This window comes from Pseudarthrobacter sp. MOO13, assembly GCF_058267655.1.
Genome location: NZ_CM177848.1, coordinates 1866931 through 1882788 on the forward strand (window position 1 = coordinate 1866931; position 15858 = coordinate 1882788).

The 15858-nt window shown below is 67.5% G+C and carries 11 protein-coding genes; 7 read left to right on the forward strand and 4 right to left on the reverse strand.

Annotation, left to right across the window (positions count from 1 at the left end):
- Window positions 1-80: 80 nt before the first annotated feature.
- A complete protein-coding gene (locus AC4EEO_RS08695) occupies window positions 81-2153 on the forward strand; it encodes a primosomal protein N' (protein WP_491340271.1) in 2073 nt (690 codons plus the stop codon).
- A gap of 56 nt (window positions 2154-2209) precedes the next feature.
- Here AC4EEO_RS08695 and AC4EEO_RS08700 read toward each other — a convergent pair whose 3' ends face one another.
- Genes AC4EEO_RS08700 through AC4EEO_RS08715 form a run of 4 tightly spaced genes read right to left on the reverse strand, consistent with a single transcriptional unit; the run spans window position 2210 to window position 6075 of the window.
- Window positions 2210-3286: a glycosyltransferase family 4 protein gene (locus AC4EEO_RS08700; RefSeq protein ID WP_491329988.1), complete on the reverse strand. Its 1077-nt coding sequence runs from the start codon at window positions 3284-3286 to the stop codon at window positions 2210-2212.
- The gene (locus AC4EEO_RS08705) at window positions 3283-4212 is read right to left on the reverse strand and encodes an alpha/beta fold hydrolase (RefSeq protein WP_491329987.1); all 930 of its coding nucleotides are present in this window, start codon (window positions 4210-4212) and stop codon (window positions 3283-3285) included. Before AC4EEO_RS08705 ends, AC4EEO_RS08700 begins: the two co-directional genes overlap by 4 nt.
- Before the next feature lie 8 nt (window positions 4213-4220).
- Window positions 4221-5090: an aldo/keto reductase gene (locus AC4EEO_RS08710; protein ID WP_109044556.1), complete on the reverse strand. Its 870-nt coding sequence runs from the start codon at window positions 5088-5090 to the stop codon at window positions 4221-4223.
- A gap of 19 nt (window positions 5091-5109) precedes the next feature.
- The gene (locus AC4EEO_RS08715) at window positions 5110-6075 is read right to left on the reverse strand and encodes a sugar-binding transcriptional regulator (protein ID WP_026264485.1); all 966 of its coding nucleotides are present in this window, start codon (window positions 6073-6075) and stop codon (window positions 5110-5112) included.
- Window positions 6076-6201: 126 nt separating this feature from the next.
- Between AC4EEO_RS08715 and AC4EEO_RS08720 the strand changes: the two genes are divergently transcribed.
- From AC4EEO_RS08720 to AC4EEO_RS08745, 6 genes are all read left to right on the forward strand, one after another.
- Window positions 6202-8028, forward strand: a complete 1827-nt coding sequence (locus tag AC4EEO_RS08720; protein ID WP_491329986.1) for a glycerol-3-phosphate dehydrogenase/oxidase — start codon at window positions 6202-6204, stop codon at window positions 8026-8028.
- Window positions 8029-8117: 89 nt separating this feature from the next.
- Window positions 8118-8867, forward strand: a complete 750-nt coding sequence (locus AC4EEO_RS08725; protein ID WP_026264481.1) for an MIP/aquaporin family protein — start codon at window positions 8118-8120, stop codon at window positions 8865-8867.
- Between the two features lie 40 nt (window positions 8868-8907).
- On the forward strand, window positions 8908-10422 hold the full coding sequence (gene glpK / locus AC4EEO_RS08730) for a glycerol kinase GlpK (RefSeq protein WP_109044557.1): 1515 nt from the start codon (window positions 8908-8910) through the stop codon (window positions 10420-10422).
- Between the two features lie 354 nt (window positions 10423-10776).
- A complete protein-coding gene (gene leuS / locus AC4EEO_RS08735) occupies window positions 10777-13299 on the forward strand; it encodes a leucine--tRNA ligase (RefSeq protein ID WP_491329985.1) in 2523 nt (840 codons plus the stop codon).
- An 86-nt stretch (window positions 13300-13385) separates the two neighbouring features.
- Window positions 13386-14375 carry a DegV family protein gene (locus AC4EEO_RS08740; protein WP_018761404.1) on the forward strand — a complete coding sequence of 330 codons (990 nt, stop codon included), beginning with the start codon at window positions 13386-13388 and terminating at the stop codon, window positions 14373-14375.
- A 48-nt stretch (window positions 14376-14423) separates the two neighbouring features.
- Window positions 14424-15326 (forward strand): helix-hairpin-helix domain-containing protein, encoded by a 903-nt coding sequence (locus AC4EEO_RS08745; RefSeq protein ID WP_491329984.1) that lies wholly within the window; start codon window positions 14424-14426, stop codon window positions 15324-15326.
- The last annotated feature ends 532 nt before the right edge of the window (window positions 15327-15858 follow it).

Sequence of the window (15858 nt, forward strand, 5' to 3'; positions counted from 1 at the left end):
GAGGCGTCCGGAAAACCAATGTCAGTGCCCGGTGCTTGGCTGTCCTTGTCCAACCCGGTAGCTGAACGGAGGTAACCGCCATGGTTGCTGACAGTTCCGTCCAGCCATCGTTGCTGCAGGGATTTCCGGTTCGGACTCCGTCCGCCGGAGCCATGGCAGCACAGCTGCCGGTGGCGCGGGTTCTCGTGGAGTCCTCCCTCCCGCACCTGGACCGGCCTTTCGACTACGCCGTCCCGGCCTCCCTTGACCGGGAGGCCCGGCCCGGGGTGCGGGTCAAGGTCAAGTTCAACGGCCAGGACCTCAACGGCTTCCTCCTCGAACGGATGGCGGAGTCCGACGCCGGACATGCCCTGGTGCCCCTGGCCAAGGTCGTTTCACCGGTTCCGGTCCTCACGCCCGCCGTCCGGGACCTGGCCACCGCAGTCGCCGCCCGGTACGCCGGTACCGTCAGCGATGTCCTCCGCCTCGCCGTTCCACCCCGCGTCGCCAGGCTGGAGAAGGAATACCCGGGCGCCTACGCGGAAGCGGAAGTCGGAACCACTCCCGCCGCCGCCGGCCCCTCAGCCTGGGCGGACTACCGCACCGGTGCGGCCTTCCTGCGGCACCTGGCCGCCGGTGGAGCGCCGCGCGCGGTGGTCAACCCGCTCCAAGGCTACGGACCCGCCGGGTGGCCGCACCTCCTCGCCGAAGCCGCTGCCGCCGCCTACACCTCGGGCCGCGGCGCCCTGCTGGTGGTGCCGGACTACCGCGACCTTGACCGCCTCGAGGCAGCACTCAAGGACGTGCTGCCGGATGACGCCGTGGCACGGCTCACCGCAGACGACGGCCCCACGCCCCGGTACCGCAACTACCTTCGCCTGCTGGCCGGCACCGCCAAAGTGGCCATCGGCACCCGGTCTGCCGCCTTCGCACCGGTACCGGACCTCGGCCTGGTCGCCTGCTGGGACGACGGGGACGACCTCCACATCGAGCAACGCGCACCCTACCCGCACGCCCGGGAAGTCCTGCTCCTGCGGGCGGAACAGGAAGGCGCCGCCTGCCTCCTGGCCGGGCACTCGCGCAGCACGGAGGTCCAGCGGCTGGTGGAGTCCGGGTGGGCCATCCCCGTGAGCACCCCGCGTAACACCCTGCGGGCCACCGTTCCGCGGGTCGTCAGCACCGCCGACACCTTCGAGCAGGCCCGCGACCCGCTCGCAACGGTCGCCCGGCTTCCGCACGCGGCCTGGCAGGCCGCCAAGGAAGGCCTGGAGCGCGGACCTGTCCTGGTGCAGGTGGCCAGGTCCGGCTACGCGCCGTCACTGGTCTGCGAAACGTGCCGCGAGCCGGCACGCTGCGGAACCTGCCAGGGGCCGTTGGCGCTGGCAGGCACGTCGGCGCTTCCCCAGTGCCGCTGGTGTTCGACGCCGGCACCGGACTGGAGCTGCACCCACTGCGGCGGCCGGCGGCTCCGGAAAGGGGCCACCGGGGTCCTGCGTACTGCGGAGGAGCTGGGGAGGGCTTTTCCCGGCAAAACCGTCCTTACCTCCTCCGGTGACCAGGTAAAGGCCAGGGTGGGGGAGGCAAAGGCCCTGGTGGTGGCCACGGTGGGGGCGGAGCCGGTCGCGGCCGGCGGCTATGCAGCGGCCCTGCTCCTGGACGGCGACTCCCTGCTGCGGCGGGAAACCCTCCGCGCCGGCGAGGACACGGTCAGGCGGTGGCTGAACGCCGCGGCACTGGTGCGCCCTGCCCCGGACGGCGGACTGGTGGTGGTGACGGCCACGGACACCGCTGCCACAGGCGCCCTGCTCCGTTGGGATCCTGCCGGCTATGCCCAGCGGGAGCTGGCCCTGAGGATGGAACTCCAGTTGCCCCCGGCGGTCCGGATCGCATCTGTCACCGGGCCGCGACCCGCCGTCGAACACTTCACGGCCGCCGTGGAGGCCGGGCTCGGCAGCGCCGGAATAACGGTGCGCACCGCAGGCCCGGCGCCGCTGGTGCTGACCGCTCCGCCGTCCGGGAGGCGCTCGGCCGAGGACGTCCGGACCCTGCTGTTCTTCCCGTATGGCCAGGCGGCCGCCGTCGTCCGTGTCCTGCGGGCCACCCGGGCAGCCGCGGCCGCCAAGCGGACCGTGGAGCCGGTACAGTTGCGCCTGGACGGCGTGGACGTCCTGTAACGGGTTGGCAGCACGGTGCTTGTTGCCTCGCCTGCGTCACCGGACTGGAGACGCGCTCAGCGCCGCCTGTTCGCCACCACTTCGTGTGCCGCATCCACCAGTTGCCTCGCCGATTCGTCCCAGCTGAATTCGGCGGCCCGCGCCACGGAACGCCGGGACATGTCCTGCCAATGCCCGTCATCCTGCAACTGCGCCACCGCGTGCGCGAACTGTTCGGGGGAGCCCGGGTCCACGTACAGGGCTGCGTCCGCGCCCACCTCGCGGAAGATCGGGATGTCGCTGGCGATCACCGGCGTCCCCACGGCCATGGCTTCCACCAGGGGGAGCCCGTAGCCCTCGGCCCTGGACAGGCTTACCAGTGCGGTGGCCCGCCGCAGCAGCCCGTCATACTCCTCGTCGGTGACGCCGTTGTGGAACACCACGGCGGCGCCCGGCGGCACCAGGCCTTCGAGTTCCGCGCGCCGTTGTGGACTGATCCGGCTCAGCAGGTGCAGGGTGTAGCCGGGCAGCCCGGACATGCCGGCCACCATGGTTTCCACATTCTTGTAGGGCATGAACGAGCCCATGTAGATGAGCGTCTTGTCCGCGCCGTCACCCGGGGTGCGGTGGACCTGGGCCGGCTGGGGGGCGTTGGCGATGATGCGCACCGGCCGGCGGGTCAGGCGGTTCTTGGCGATGAGCGCCTCCGTGGTCCGGCTGATGGTGGCCACCGTGTCGGCCCGGTTCAGCAGCAGCCGCTGGGGCCAGAACGCCTTGTGGTAGAGGCGCCAGAGCAGCCTGACCGGGGCCGGCAGGAATCCCGGGGGAGCGGGGTGCGAGTAGTAGATGAGGTCGTGCAGCGTCAGGATCAGGCCGTACTTCCTGCCCCAGGTGCCCATGGTCTGCATGGGGCACACCACCACATCGGCGCCGAGGCCGTTGACCTTGCGGGCCACGAACAGCTCCAGCGGTGAGAGCGGACTGTTGATCAGCGTGTACGGAACATCCGGCAGGAGGGCGAGCTGGCGGACGTCGGAGACCAGCATGGAGACGTCTGCGATTTTCGCCGTGGCGGCGATCAGGCTGGCCCCGTAGCGGCTGATGCCGTCATGGTGGTCGGTGCGGGTAAAGCGGGCGTCGATAACTATCTTCACGCGGGATGGTCCTTCAGGAAGCTGCGGATGTGGCGGGCGGCGGGCTCCGGCGTTTCGTAATGGATCAGGTGTCCGACGCCGGGAATCACCTTCAGCTCCCCGTCCGGCAGCAGTGCCAGGAGGCGCTGCTGGCTGGGAAGCGTGGCTATTTCGTCCCTTTCGCCGGCCACCAGCAGCACGGGGAGGTCCAGCCGGCCGGCCACCTGGGCCACGTGGTTGCTGACCGACGCCGTGAAGGACTCCAGCAGGCTGTCGCGGTCGGCGAAGGAACTGAAGTACGCGTGGTGCTGGCCGTGGATGAATGCCCGCAGTTCCTTGTCGCGTGTCTTGGCCATGGTCTCGCTCATGACGCGCACAATCAGCCGGTTGCGCAACAGGGCCAGCCCCGGTTTGCGGGGGAGCCTTGCCGCCAGCCGGTAGTACAGGACTGCCAGCCGCGTCATCACGCCTTTGGGCCCCTCCAGCGCCGGGGCAGCAATGGGGTTGATGAGGATCAGGGGACGGACTGCGCCGGGGTGGCCGGCCACAAAGTGCGCTGCCACGATCGAACCGAAAGAGTGGCCCAGCAGGACGGTGTCCGGTCCCAGCCCGCGGGCCGCCATGAAGTCGCTGACGAACTGTCCGTAGCGTTCCACCGAATGCTCGTCCTGCCCGAAGGCGTCGGACCTGCCAAAGCCCGGCAGGTCGGGCATGATGATACGCATGTCCGGCAATTGGTCCGCGACGCGCAGGAGCCCGTGATGGTCGCCCCGGAAACCGTGGATCACCAGGATGGTGCGGGTTTCCGGTGTTTCCTTCAGCGGCTCGTAGGTCCAGAACGCCACGCTGCCGCCGTCGAGGTTTACGGTGCCGGCCGAAGTCCGCGCTGCCAGTGCGGCACTCACGTATGCCGGCGCAGGGGAGGTCCCCGGGTTCACGGTATCCATGCCCGCGCCTAGTTGACGTTGTCCGGATGCGAACCGGTGCGCTGCCCGCGGTCCAACGCAGTAATCGCGGCCAGGTCCCGTTCGGAAAGCTCGAACCCGAAGACGTCCAGGTTCTCCCGGATGCGGGCCTCCGAACTCGCCTTGGGGATGGCAATGTTGCCCAGCTGCATGTGCCAGCGCAGGATTACCTGCGCCGGGGTCCTGCCGTGCTCGGCGGCGCAGGCTTCGATGACCGGATCCGCAAGCACCTGGCCGCGGCCCAGCGGGCTCCATGCTTCGGTCCGGATACCCAGGTCAGCGTGCTTGCTGCGCAGTTCTTCCTGCTGCAGCCAGGGGTGCAGTTCGATCTGGTTCACGGCAGGAACCACTTCGGCGCTTTGCAGGAGCCGGTCAAGGTGGGCGGGCTGGAAGTTGCTGACGCCGATGGCGCGGACGCGGCCTTCGCGGTAGAGGGTCTCCAGTGCGCGGTACGTTTCCGGGAACAGCCCGCGCCGCGGGCATGGCCAATGGATCAGGTACATGTCCACGTAGTCCAGGCCCAGGTTGACCATGGAGTCGTCGAAGGCACGCAGCGTGGAGTCGTAGCCGTGATGGTCGTTCCAGACCTTGGTGGTGATGAAGACGTCCTCCCGGGTCAGGGAAGGGGACAGCTCCCCGGACCCGCCGCTTCCGGTTCCGTCGCCAAGCTGGGAACTGATGCCACGCGCGACGCCGGTCTCGTTTCCGTACATGGCCGCGGTGTCGAAGTGGCGGTAGCCTGCCGCGAGCGCCGTGGCCACCAGGCCTTCTGCGTCCGCCGCCGGCACCTTATACAGCCCAAAGCCAAGCTGGTCGATCAGCACGCCGTTGTTCAGGCTGAGCCGGGGTGAGGTTCTCATGGAAACGACTCTACCCACTTCAGCTTGTCAGGCCCTCGTAATCGACCAGCCGGCGGGCGGTGGCTTCGTCCAGGATCAGGTCCGTGGCCAGCCTCGCGGCCAAGGCCCCGCGGAGGCCGTTGATCTTGGAGACACCTGAGACCACGCAGATCCTCCGGCGCACCTGGCGCAACTGGGCAAGTGCCGGCCCGGTGGAGCGTTCGTTCAGGACGATCCCGTTGGAGGAACCGTCGGCCCGGAAGAACACGGTGGCTACGTCGCCCACCACGTCCGAGTTGGCCAGCGCGTTCAGGTCCTCCTCGTCGAGGTATCCGCCCGCGTAGACGTGGCTGGGGTAGTCGGCGTGCACCGAACCGACACCGAAGATGGCAATGCTCATCTTGGCCTGGAGTTCCAGGACGCGCTGCACGCTGCGTTCATTCCACATGGCCGTCTTGGTGGCGGCGTGGTCGAAGAAGGCCGGGACGGGAAACTGCTCCACCCGTGCGCCGTAGGCGCTGCCAAACCTTCGCATGATGTCGCTGGCGTAGGTAATGCCCGTGGTGTGCATGTTTCCTGCGCCGTTGAGCTGGACGATAACGCTGTCGTGGGTGATCTTCCGGGTGAGGTGCCGGCTGACCGCGCTGAGGGTGGATCCCCAGGCAACGCCGATGATGGCATTGGAGTCCACCAGGGGACCGATGGTGCGTGCGGCCTGCATGGCCACGCGGTCCAGGGTTTCGGCTTCGTTGAGCGTCCCCAGGACCGGTACAACGTGCACGTCAAGGTTGTACCTGCGCCGGATCATGCCTTCCAACTCCGGGCCGGTATCGAGCGGATTGCGGATCTGGATCTGCACCAGCCCCGATTCCCTGGCGGCGGACAGGAGGCGTGAAACGGTGGACCGGGAGGTACGCAGTTCGCGTGCGATCGCATCCATGGTGAGGTCCTGCAGATAGTACATTTGTGCAGCTCGGAGGGCATCTGCGTCCCTGGAGAGAGTCATCTCATTTCCCATCTGCACGTTTGTGCATAGTGCTTGACTCCATTTTCCATATCTCCAAACAATAGAGCAGAACGGCGGCGCGCCACGGTGGCAGCCGCATCACTCAAAGCCCCAAGGGAGTTTGTTTTGGGACCCAAGGAACCAACTGTCCAACTGTCTGCCGGCGCGCCCCGGGCCGGAGCCGAACGCTCATCGGTACACAGCCTCCGGCGCAGGCCGCACGCCAAAGTACTCGTGGTGGGCGGCGGCATTAACGGGGTAGGTACGTTCCGCGACCTGGCTTTGCAGGGCGTCGACGTCGCGCTCGTGGAACGCGGAGATTACTGCCAGGGGGCCAGCGGCGCATCCTCGCACATGATCCACGGCGGGATCCGCTACCTCGAAAACGGCGAGTTCCGCCTGGTGCGCGAATCTGTGGTGGAACGCAACCGGCTGCTGAAGATCGCGCCGCATTACGTCAAGCCGCTGCAGACCACCATTCCCATCTTCAGCACGTTCTCGGGCATCCTGTCCGCGCCTATGCGCTTCCTGACCCACAAGCAGCAGGGCAAGCCGAAGGAGCGCGGTGCGTTCCTTATCAAAGTCGGGCTGAGCCTCTACGATTCGTTCTCCCGCGACGGCGGCACCGTGCCTCGGCACCAGTTCCGCACGCACAAGTCCGCCCTCAAGGAGTTGCCTGCCCTCCGTCCGGACGTCAAATACACTGCCACCTACTTTGATGCCTCCGTGCACAACCCGGAGCGGCTCACCCTCGACGTCCTGCAGGACGGCGTGAAGGCCGGCCGCCCCGCGGGGACGGAGCAGGCCCACAACGCACAGGGCAACACGGCGCGTGCCAGCAACTACCTGTCCCTGCAGTCCATGTCTCCGGCACCCAACCCGGGGACCGGGCGGGGCAGCACCGTCCGGCTCCGTGACGAACTCACCGGCGAGGAGTTCGATTTCACGGCGGACGTCATCGTAAACACCACCGGCGCGTGGGTGGACCTCACCAATGGAGCCATGGGTGCCGCGTCATCCTTCATGGGCGGCACCAAGGGCTCGCACATCGTGCTTGACCACCCGGGCCTCCTTGCCGCGTGCCGGGGCCGCGAAATCTTCTTTGAGCACACTGACGGCCGGATCGTCCTGATCTACCCGATGGGTGACCGGGTCCTGGTGGGTACTACCGACGTCGACGCCGACATGTCCGAAGACGCCGTCTGCACCGACGACGAGATTGCGTATTTCTTCGACCTGATCGGGCACGTTTTTCCCTCGGTCGACGTGACACCTGAACACATCGTGTATACGTTCTCCGGGGTCCGTCCCCTGCCACGCCATGACGCCACCCAGCCCGGCTTCGTCTCCCGCGACTACCGCATCGAACGCCGCACCTCCGGACAGGACGCGGGCTCCGCCGTCGTCCTGAGCCTGGTAGGCGGCAAGTGGACAACGTTCCGCGCCCTCGCAGAGCACCTCGCCAACGACGTCCTCGCTGAACTCGGCATGCAGCGCAAGGTTTCAACCGCGCAGCTGCCCATCGGCGGCGGTGCCGGATTCCCCGCTGACGATAACGGCGTCCAGCAGTGGATCAAGGCGCACATGTCGGCCGGCCGGGACGCGGACCGCACGGCGGGCCTGCTGACCCGCTACGGAACGCGGGCCGAAGAAGTGATCGGGTACCTCGACGCCGCCCCTGACCAGGCGCTGCGTTCCACCCGTGAGCTCAGCGTCCGGGAACTGGAATACATGGCGGCACACGAACAGGTGGGCCATCTGGTGGATGTCCTGATCCGGCGCACCTCCCTGGCCTTCCGGGGACTCGTCACCGGCGAGCTGCTCAACGAGCTCGCCGAGGTGCTCTCCGGACCGCTCAATTGGGACGCTGCGACGCGGACCGCAGAGATCAAGCACGCCCAGGACGTGCTGCAGCGTTTCCACCGGGTGGAAACGCACAGCCTGGTCTCCTGAGGCCGGGCGGGGCCGGGGGAGCGAGTCATCCCGTCCCAACGGCCCTCCACCCGCGGAGGGCCGACAACTAAAAACAGAAGGAGTCAAAGATGTCTCTAGGAATAGTTTTCCTCTCCGAAGTCTTTGGTACCGGCATGCTGACCCTCTTGGGTTGCGGCGTCGTTGCCAACGTGGCTTTGCGGGGAACAAAAGGCAACAACGGCGGGTTCCTCATGGTCACATGGGGGTGGGGAATAGCCGTCTTCGCGGGTGTCTTCGTTGCCGCCAAGTCGGGCGCGCACCTGAATCCCGCCGTCACGCTCGGCCTGTTGCTTAACGGCAAAGCCGAGTACGCTCCGGGAGTCACCGTGGATTTCGCCTCCACCCTGACCTACTTTGGCGGCGAAATGCTGGGCGCGTTCCTCGGCGCCGTGGTCTGCTGGCTGGCATACAAGCAGCACTTCGACGACGAACCTGAGCCCGCCGGCAAGCTCGGCGTGTTTTCCACCGGGCCGGCCATCCGGTCCACGCCCTGGAACGTCATTACCGAGGTCATTGGCACCTTCGTGCTGGTGCTGGTGATCCTGACCCTCGGCGGAACCCCCTCCGGGCTCGGCCCGCTCGCCGTTGCCCTGCTCGTGGTAGGCATCGGTGTTTCCCTCGGCGGCCCGACGGGCTACGCCATCAACCCCGCGAGGGACCTTGGACCCCGCATCGCCCACGCATTGCTTCCCATTAAGGGCAAGGGCTCCAGCGACTGGGCCTACTCCTGGGTGCCCGTCGTCGGACCCTTGATCGGCGGCGCACTCGGTGGCCTCGTGGCCCGCGTTGTCCCCATCATCGTCACAGCAGCATCCTGAACCCACCCGACAGATCAACAAACCGGACAAGGACGTCATCATGAACCAGTACGTAATCGCTATCGATCAGGGCACCACCAGCACCCGCGCCATCATCTTCGACCACAGCGGCGCCATTGTCTCCTCCGGCCAGATGGAACACGAACAGATCTTCCCGCAAGCCGGCTGGGTGGAGCACGACGCCACGGAAATCTGGAACAACACCCGTGAGGTCATCGGCTCCGCGCTTTCCAAGGCGAACCTGACACGGCACGATATTGCCGCCGTCGGCATCACCAACCAGCGCGAAACCGCCGTGGTGTGGGACAAGACCACCGGCAAGCCGGTCTACAACGCCATCGTGTGGCAGGACACCCGGACCCAGGATATCGTCGATGAACTGTCCAAGGACGGCGGCGGAGACCGGTTCAAGCAAAAAGTGGGGCTCCCGCTGGCAACCTACTTCTCCGGGACCAAGATCAAATGGATCCTGGACAACGTCGACGGCGCCCGCGAAAAGGCAGAGGCCGGGGACCTGGTGTTCGGCAACACCGACGCCTGGGTCCTGTGGAACCTGACAGGCGGCGTGGACGGCGGCGTCCACGTCACCGATGTCACCAACGCGTCCCGCACGCTGTTCATGGACCTTGACACCCTCCAGTGGGATGACGAAATCCTTGGCATCTTCGGCGTGCCGCGCAGCATGATGCCGGAAATCAAGTCCTCCTCCGAGGTCTACGGCGAGGTCCACGGATCCCAGCTGCTCCGCGAGACGCCGGTAGCAGGGATCCTGGGCGACCAGCAGGCGGCAACCTTCGGGCAGGCAGCCTTCGACACCGGCGAAGCCAAGAACACCTACGGCACCGGCTGCTTCCTGATCTTCAACACCGGCGAGGAGATCGTCCACTCCAAGAACGGGCTTCTCACCACCGTTGGCTATAAGCTCGGCGACGCCAAGCCGCACTACGCCCTCGAAGGATCCATCGCCGTCACGGGTTCCCTCATCCAGTGGCTGCGGGACAACCTGGGCATGATCAGCAGCGCGCCGGAGGTGGAGACCCTGGCCGCGGCCGTAAAGGACAACGGCGGCGTGTACATCGTCCCCGCGTTTTCCGGTCTCTTCGCTCCCTACTGGCGCTCGGATGCACGTGGCGCGATCGTCGGCCTGACCCGCTTCGTCAACAAGAACCACATCGCCCGGGCTGCCCTGGAAGCCACCGCGTTCCAGACCCGCGAAGTGCTCGACGCCGTCAACGCGGACTCCGGCGTGCCGCTGAGCGAGCTGAAGGTCGACGGCGGCATGGTCGCCAACGATGCCCTCATGCAGTTCCAGGCCGACATCCTGGGCGTGCCGGTGATCCGGCCCAAGGTCGTGGAAACCACGGCGCTGGGCGCCGCCTACGCGGCCGGCCTCGCCGTCGGCTTCTGGAAGGACCTGGGCGAACTGTCCGCCAACTGGTCCGAGGACAAGCGGTGGGAGCCGCAAATGGACAAGGCGGAGCAGGAGCGCCAGCTGCGCCTCTGGAAGAAGGCCGTGACCAAGTCCATGGACTGGGTCGACGAGGACGTGAAGTAGGCCGACGAGCCGATGCCTTCACTGTTGAGGGGGCCCCGCCCGCTTCGCGGACGCCGAAGCCGCTCCCGGGCCCCCTCAACAGTTCGGCATTTCCGGGCCGGCCGATTCAGCCGCTCGTGGCGACTTACATAACGCTGGCAAGCCGTGCGCTAAAGTGGTGGTATGCGTGCGATCCTCCTTCTTAGCTAGCCGCCCGGCATCCCGGCCAGACTCCCGGATTGTCGAGCGGCAGCCCCTCCGTGTGAGGGGCTTTTGTGTGTCTGGGACGAAGTGCGGGCCCGGAGCAGGGGACCGAAGGATCAGGCGCGACCCGTCCTGATCGGACAAGATCGAAAAGAATAGAAGAGGCCAGCAGTGGGCGTTCAGCCGGAGACAGAGACCGGAACAGCAACAGTATCGGCAGGGCCCGAAGAGGGCACCTACAGTTTCACCGCCATGGAGGCCAAATGGCCCCAGGTGTGGGAGGACCTCAAGGTCTTCACCCCGGTGGACGACGGGTCCCGGGAACGCCGCTACGTGCTTGACATGTTCCCGTACCCCTCGGGCGACCTGCACATGGGTCACGCCGAAGCGTTCGCCATGGGCGATGTGGTGGCCCGCTACCTCCGCCAAAAGGGCTACGACGTCCTGCACCCGATCGGGTGGGACTCGTTCGGCCTGCCCGCGGAGAACGCCGCCATCAAGCGCAACGCCCACCCCAGTGAGTGGACGTACGCCAACATCGACACCCAGGCAGCCTCATTCAAGCGGTACGCGATCTCCGCCGACTGGTCGCGCCGCCTGCATACGTCCGACCCCGAGTATTACCGCTGGACGCAGTGGCTGTTCAAGCGCTTCTACGAGCGCGGCCTGGCCTACCGCAAGGACTCGCCGGTCAACTGGTGCCCCAAGGACCAGACCGTGCTGGCCAACGAACAGGTGGTCAACGGTGCCTGCGAGCGCTGCGGCACCACCGTCACCAAGAAGTCCCTGAACCAGTGGTACTTCAAGATCACCGACTACGCCGACCGGCTGCTGGACGACATGGACGAGCTCCGCGGGCACTGGCCCGAGCGCGTGCTGGCCATGCAGAAGAACTGGATCGGCCGGTCCGAGGGCGCCCACGTCACCTTCGTGATCGAGGCCGACGGCGGCAAGCCCGCCAAGGACGTCACGGTCTTCACCACCCGTCCGGACACGCTGTACGGGGCAACGTTCTTCGTGGTGGCCGCTGACGCGCCGCTCGCCGTCGAACTCGTCACCGACGAACACGCCGCCGCCCTGGAGGACTACCGGGAGAAGGTCAAGGCCCTCTCGGAAATAGAACGGCAGTCAACGGAACGGGAGAAAACCGGTGTCTTCACCGGCCGGTACGCCATCAACCCGCTGAACGGGGAGAAACTCCCGGTCTGGGCCGCAGACTACGTCCTGGCCGACTACGGCACCGGCGCGATCATGGCCGTGCCCGCCCACGACCAGCGCGACCTGGACTTCGCCAAGACCTTTGACCTGCCTGTCCGGGCGGTCCTGGACACCGGCGAGGAGGATCCGGCCGTGTCCGGCACGGCGACTGCCGGCGAGGGCACCCTGATCAATTCCGGGGCTCTGGACGGGCTGCCCAAGGCCGAGGCCATCCCGGCCGCAATCAAGATCCTCGAAGAGCAGGGCACTGGCGAGAAGTTCGTCAACTTCCGGCTCCGCGACTGGCTGCTGAGCCGCCAGCGGTTCTGGGGCACCCCGATCCCCATCATCCACTGCCCGGCCTGCGGGGAAGTGCCCGTTCCGGACGAGCAGCTGCCGGTGACGCTGCCGTCCGACCTCCGTGGCGAGGACCTGTCGCCGAAGGGCACGTCCCCGCTGGCGGCTGCCGAAGCGTGGGTCAATGTCGAGTGCCCCTCCTGCCACGGCCCGGCAAAGCGCGACACGGACACCATGGACACTTTCGTGGACTCGTCCTGGTACTTCCTGCGCTTCGTCTCGCCCCAGTTCACCGAGGGCCCCTTCGACCCGCAGAAGATCAACGACTGGATGCCTGTTGGCCAGTACGTCGGCGGCGTGGAGCACGCCATCCTGCACCTGTTGTATGCCCGGTTCTTCACCAAGGTCATCTACGACCTGGGCATGATCGACGCCGACGAACCGTTCAGTGCCCTCCTCAACCAGGGGCAGGTGCTCAACGGCGGCAAGGCCATGAGCAAGTCCTTGGGCAACGGCGTGGACCTCGGTGAACAGCTGGACAAGTACGGTGTGGACGCCGTCCGCCTGACCATGGTGTTCGCCTCCCCGCCCGAGGACGATGTGGACTGGGCCGACGTGTCGCCGTCGGGTTCGGCCAAGTTCCTGGCCCGCGCCTGGCGCCTCGCACAGGATGTTGCCAGCGACCCCGGGGTGTACGCCGCAGCCGGTGACCGTGCCCTGCGTTCGGTAACGCACCGCACCATTGCCGACGCCGCCGAACTGCTGGATGCCAACAAGTTCAACGTGGTGGTGGCCAAGCTGATGGAACTGGTCAACGCCACCCGCAAGACCATCGATTCCGGGGCCGGCGCCGCGGACCCGGCCGTCCGGGAGGCCGCAGAGGCTGTAGCCGTGATCCTCAGCCTGTTCGCCCCGTACACGGCCGAGGACATGTGGAACCTGCTGGGCCACCCGGCATCGGTGGCCAATGCGGGCTGGCCGGCACACGATCCCGCCCTCCTGGTCCAGGACACGGTCACAGCCGTTGTCCAGGTGCAGGGCAAGGTGCGCGACCGCCTGGAGGTGTCTCCGGACGTTTCCGAGGACCAGTTGCGTGAGCTGGCCCTGGCCTCCGAAAATGTCCAGCGTGCCCTCGACGGCCGCGGCATCCGGACTGTGATTGTCCGTGCGCCTAAGCTGGTCAACATCGTTCCGGCCTGACCGCTGCACCCGCAGTATCCACCGGCCGTCGGATATTTTCCGGCGGCCGGTGCCGCCTGAGCCGGACACCGTATCCAGGAGGCCCCTTGCCTGACAGTAACGCCGCCGCCTGGCCATGGGTACGGTCCCGGCTCTCGGCGCTCAGGCCCTCTGCCCGTCCGGGGACCACGCGGCAGGGCCCCGGCGCCGCGGTCCGCACCGCCGTCGTCACAGACTCTGCAGCCGCCCTGCCGGCCAGCTATCTGGCGGGGCTTCCGCACGACGGAATCCTCACCGTGGTGCCGATGCCCGTCATGGTGGGCGCGGAGATCTATGGCGAAGGCGAAGACGACATCCTGGAAACCATCGCCGTGGCCCTCGCTTCGGGAACCGCCGTCAAAACGTCCCGGCCTTCACCCGGGCAGTTCGAGCAGGCGTACCGCGCGGCCCAACAGCGCGGCTTCGAGGCGGTGGTGTCAGTCCACATCTCCGGTGAACTCTCCGGTACGGCGGACGCCGCAAGGCTCGCTGCGGCACGGGTTGGAATCCCGGTCGAGGTGGTGGACACGGAAACTGTCGGCATGGCCCAGGGAATGGCCGTCCAAGCTGCAGTCGCAGCCGCGGCAGCCGGTGCAGGCTGCGCCGACGTCGCCGCGGCCGCCCACGCCCAGGCAACCCGGACCAGGGTCTACTTCTACGTTCCCAGCCTGGAACAGTTGCGCCGCGGCGGCCGGATCGGCGCCGCAGCGTCGCTGGTGGGCACCATGCTCGCCATCAAACCCATCCTGGCGGTCGACGGCGGCAGGATCGTTCCGCTGGAACGCGTGCGTTCCGCGGCGCGAGCCGTGGCCCGGCTGGAAGAGATCGTTGCGGCAGAAGCGGTGCCCCGCCCGGGAGAAACCGTGCGCCTGGCCGTACACCACTTTGGAAACCAGGCGGAAGCGGACGGCCTGGCTGCCAGGCTGGCAGCGGCTTTGCCCGACTGCCCTCCTGCCCAGATCAGCGCCCTGCCCGCTGTCCTTGCGGCCCACGCCGGGCTCGGAGTGCTTGCCGTCATCGTCGGCAGGGGAACCGGCGGCGCCAGCCTTTCCACATAGGAGCCTCGCTGCCTGTCGACCGGTGGCAGGGCTACCTAGGGTGGAGCTATGTCACGCCGGGATGCTGGAGCAGCAGGTCAGCAGGCGCGGCATGCGAGGGACCGGCTCCAGTCCACGCTGGGCGGGGGACGCCCGGGCCTCCTGCTGGACGGTCCGGGCCCGGGTGGCTTTGAGTACCATGGCCCGGGACAACCGGACGAGGCCGGCATGGGGGCCGCCGCGGATGGCAGGAAAGATGTGGGCCTGCGACTCCGGTGGCGGATGGGACTGCGCGTTGCCGCGCTGCTCACCGCGCTGGCGTTGGCTGCCGGAGCCTGGTTCTGGTGGCAGGCGGGAGCCGGCGCCCCCGAAATCCTGCCACTGGGCGGCACAGGCATTTCCGGTGGCATCCATGCGTCCTCCAAGGACCCGGTTGCCGGTGCAGCAGAGGGCCGCCCGGACTCGCCAGCGGATTCCGGCCAGGCCCAGGGGGAGCCCGTGTCCGGCGGCGGCCAGGTGGTGGTGCATGTGACCGGGGCCGTGGGCAGCCCCGGGGTCATCCGTTTGCGGCAGGGCAGCCGCGTTGACGACGCCATTGTTGCAGCGGGCGGTCCTGCAGCCGATGCTGACGTGGACCGGCTCAATCTCGCACTTGTCCTGGAAGATGGACAGAAGATCCAGGTCCCGAAGGTGGGGGAGCCGCTTCCGTCCGCCCAAGGGACAGGAAGCGCTGGTGGCCCGGACACCGCCGGTCCGGTTGCCGGATCAGGCCAGCCCGGCGGGAAGATCAACCTCAACACCGCAAGTGTGGCGGAACTGGACACCCTTCCCAAGGTCGGCCCCGTGCTCGCGCAGCGGATCGTCGACTGGCGAAAAGACCATGGCCCCTTCAAGAGTGTTGAGGAACTGGACGCGGTGGATGGCGTCGGGCCCAAGATGCTTGAGTCCCTGCTGCCCCTGGTGACGGTCTGAGATGGCGCCGCGTGGTGGTGACACCGGGCCTGGATTGCCTGAGCAGGACCGCCATGCCCGGGGCCCGCAGCAGAACTCATGGAGCAAATTCGTGGAGTCAGCGGTCCGGGGAGAAGCACCCGGGCGGCCAGGGAACGGGCAGGGTCCGGTACCCTCAAGAACCGCGGGACACTCACGAACGGTTCCGCTTGGTTCACGTCAACGCCGGCTCCTCCAGGGCTGCCTGATATGGTGCGCCGGCTTTGTGCGCAAGCACGCGGCGGAAGCGCCGGACGCCCCGGCAGCGGCGGATTCTCCTGTTACTGCGCCCCGGCACCGCACCGATCTCCGTCTCGCCCTTCCGGCAGCACTGGTGTGGGGAGGCGCCGTGGCCGGGATCTGGTTGCCGCCTCCGTCCCTGGGATTGCTGTGCGCCGTCTTGGCGGCCGCCGCGGCAGCGTTCATTTCCGGCGCCGCCAGAGGCAGCCGCCGGGGAACACGTGAACCCGTCCAAGGGCCGCGGGCCACACCAGGCCGGAAGGCCCGGGCCAGG

Bases quoted from the DNA above. Each gene is read 5' to 3' on its own strand.
- AC4EEO_RS08695 (WP_491340271.1), top strand. From the start codon at position 81: ATGGTTGCTGACAGTTCCGTCCAGCCATCGTTGCTGCAGGGATTTCCG.
- AC4EEO_RS08710 (WP_109044556.1), bottom strand. From the start codon at position 5,090: ATGAGAACCTCACCCCGGCTCAGCCTGAACAACGGCGTGCTGATCGAC.
- AC4EEO_RS08745 (WP_491329984.1), top strand. From the start codon at position 14,424: ATGTCACGCCGGGATGCTGGAGCAGCAGGTCAGCAGGCGCGGCATGCG.
- glpK (WP_109044557.1), top strand. From the start codon at position 8,908: ATGAACCAGTACGTAATCGCTATCGATCAGGGCACCACCAGCACCCGC.
- AC4EEO_RS08705 (WP_491329987.1), bottom strand. From the start codon at position 4,212: ATGGATACCGTGAACCCGGGGACCTCCCCTGCGCCGGCATACGTGAGT.
- AC4EEO_RS08725 (WP_026264481.1), top strand. From the start codon at position 8,118: ATGTCTCTAGGAATAGTTTTCCTCTCCGAAGTCTTTGGTACCGGCATG.
- AC4EEO_RS08715 (WP_026264485.1), bottom strand. From the start codon at position 6,075: ATGACTCTCTCCAGGGACGCAGATGCCCTCCGAGCTGCACAAATGTAC.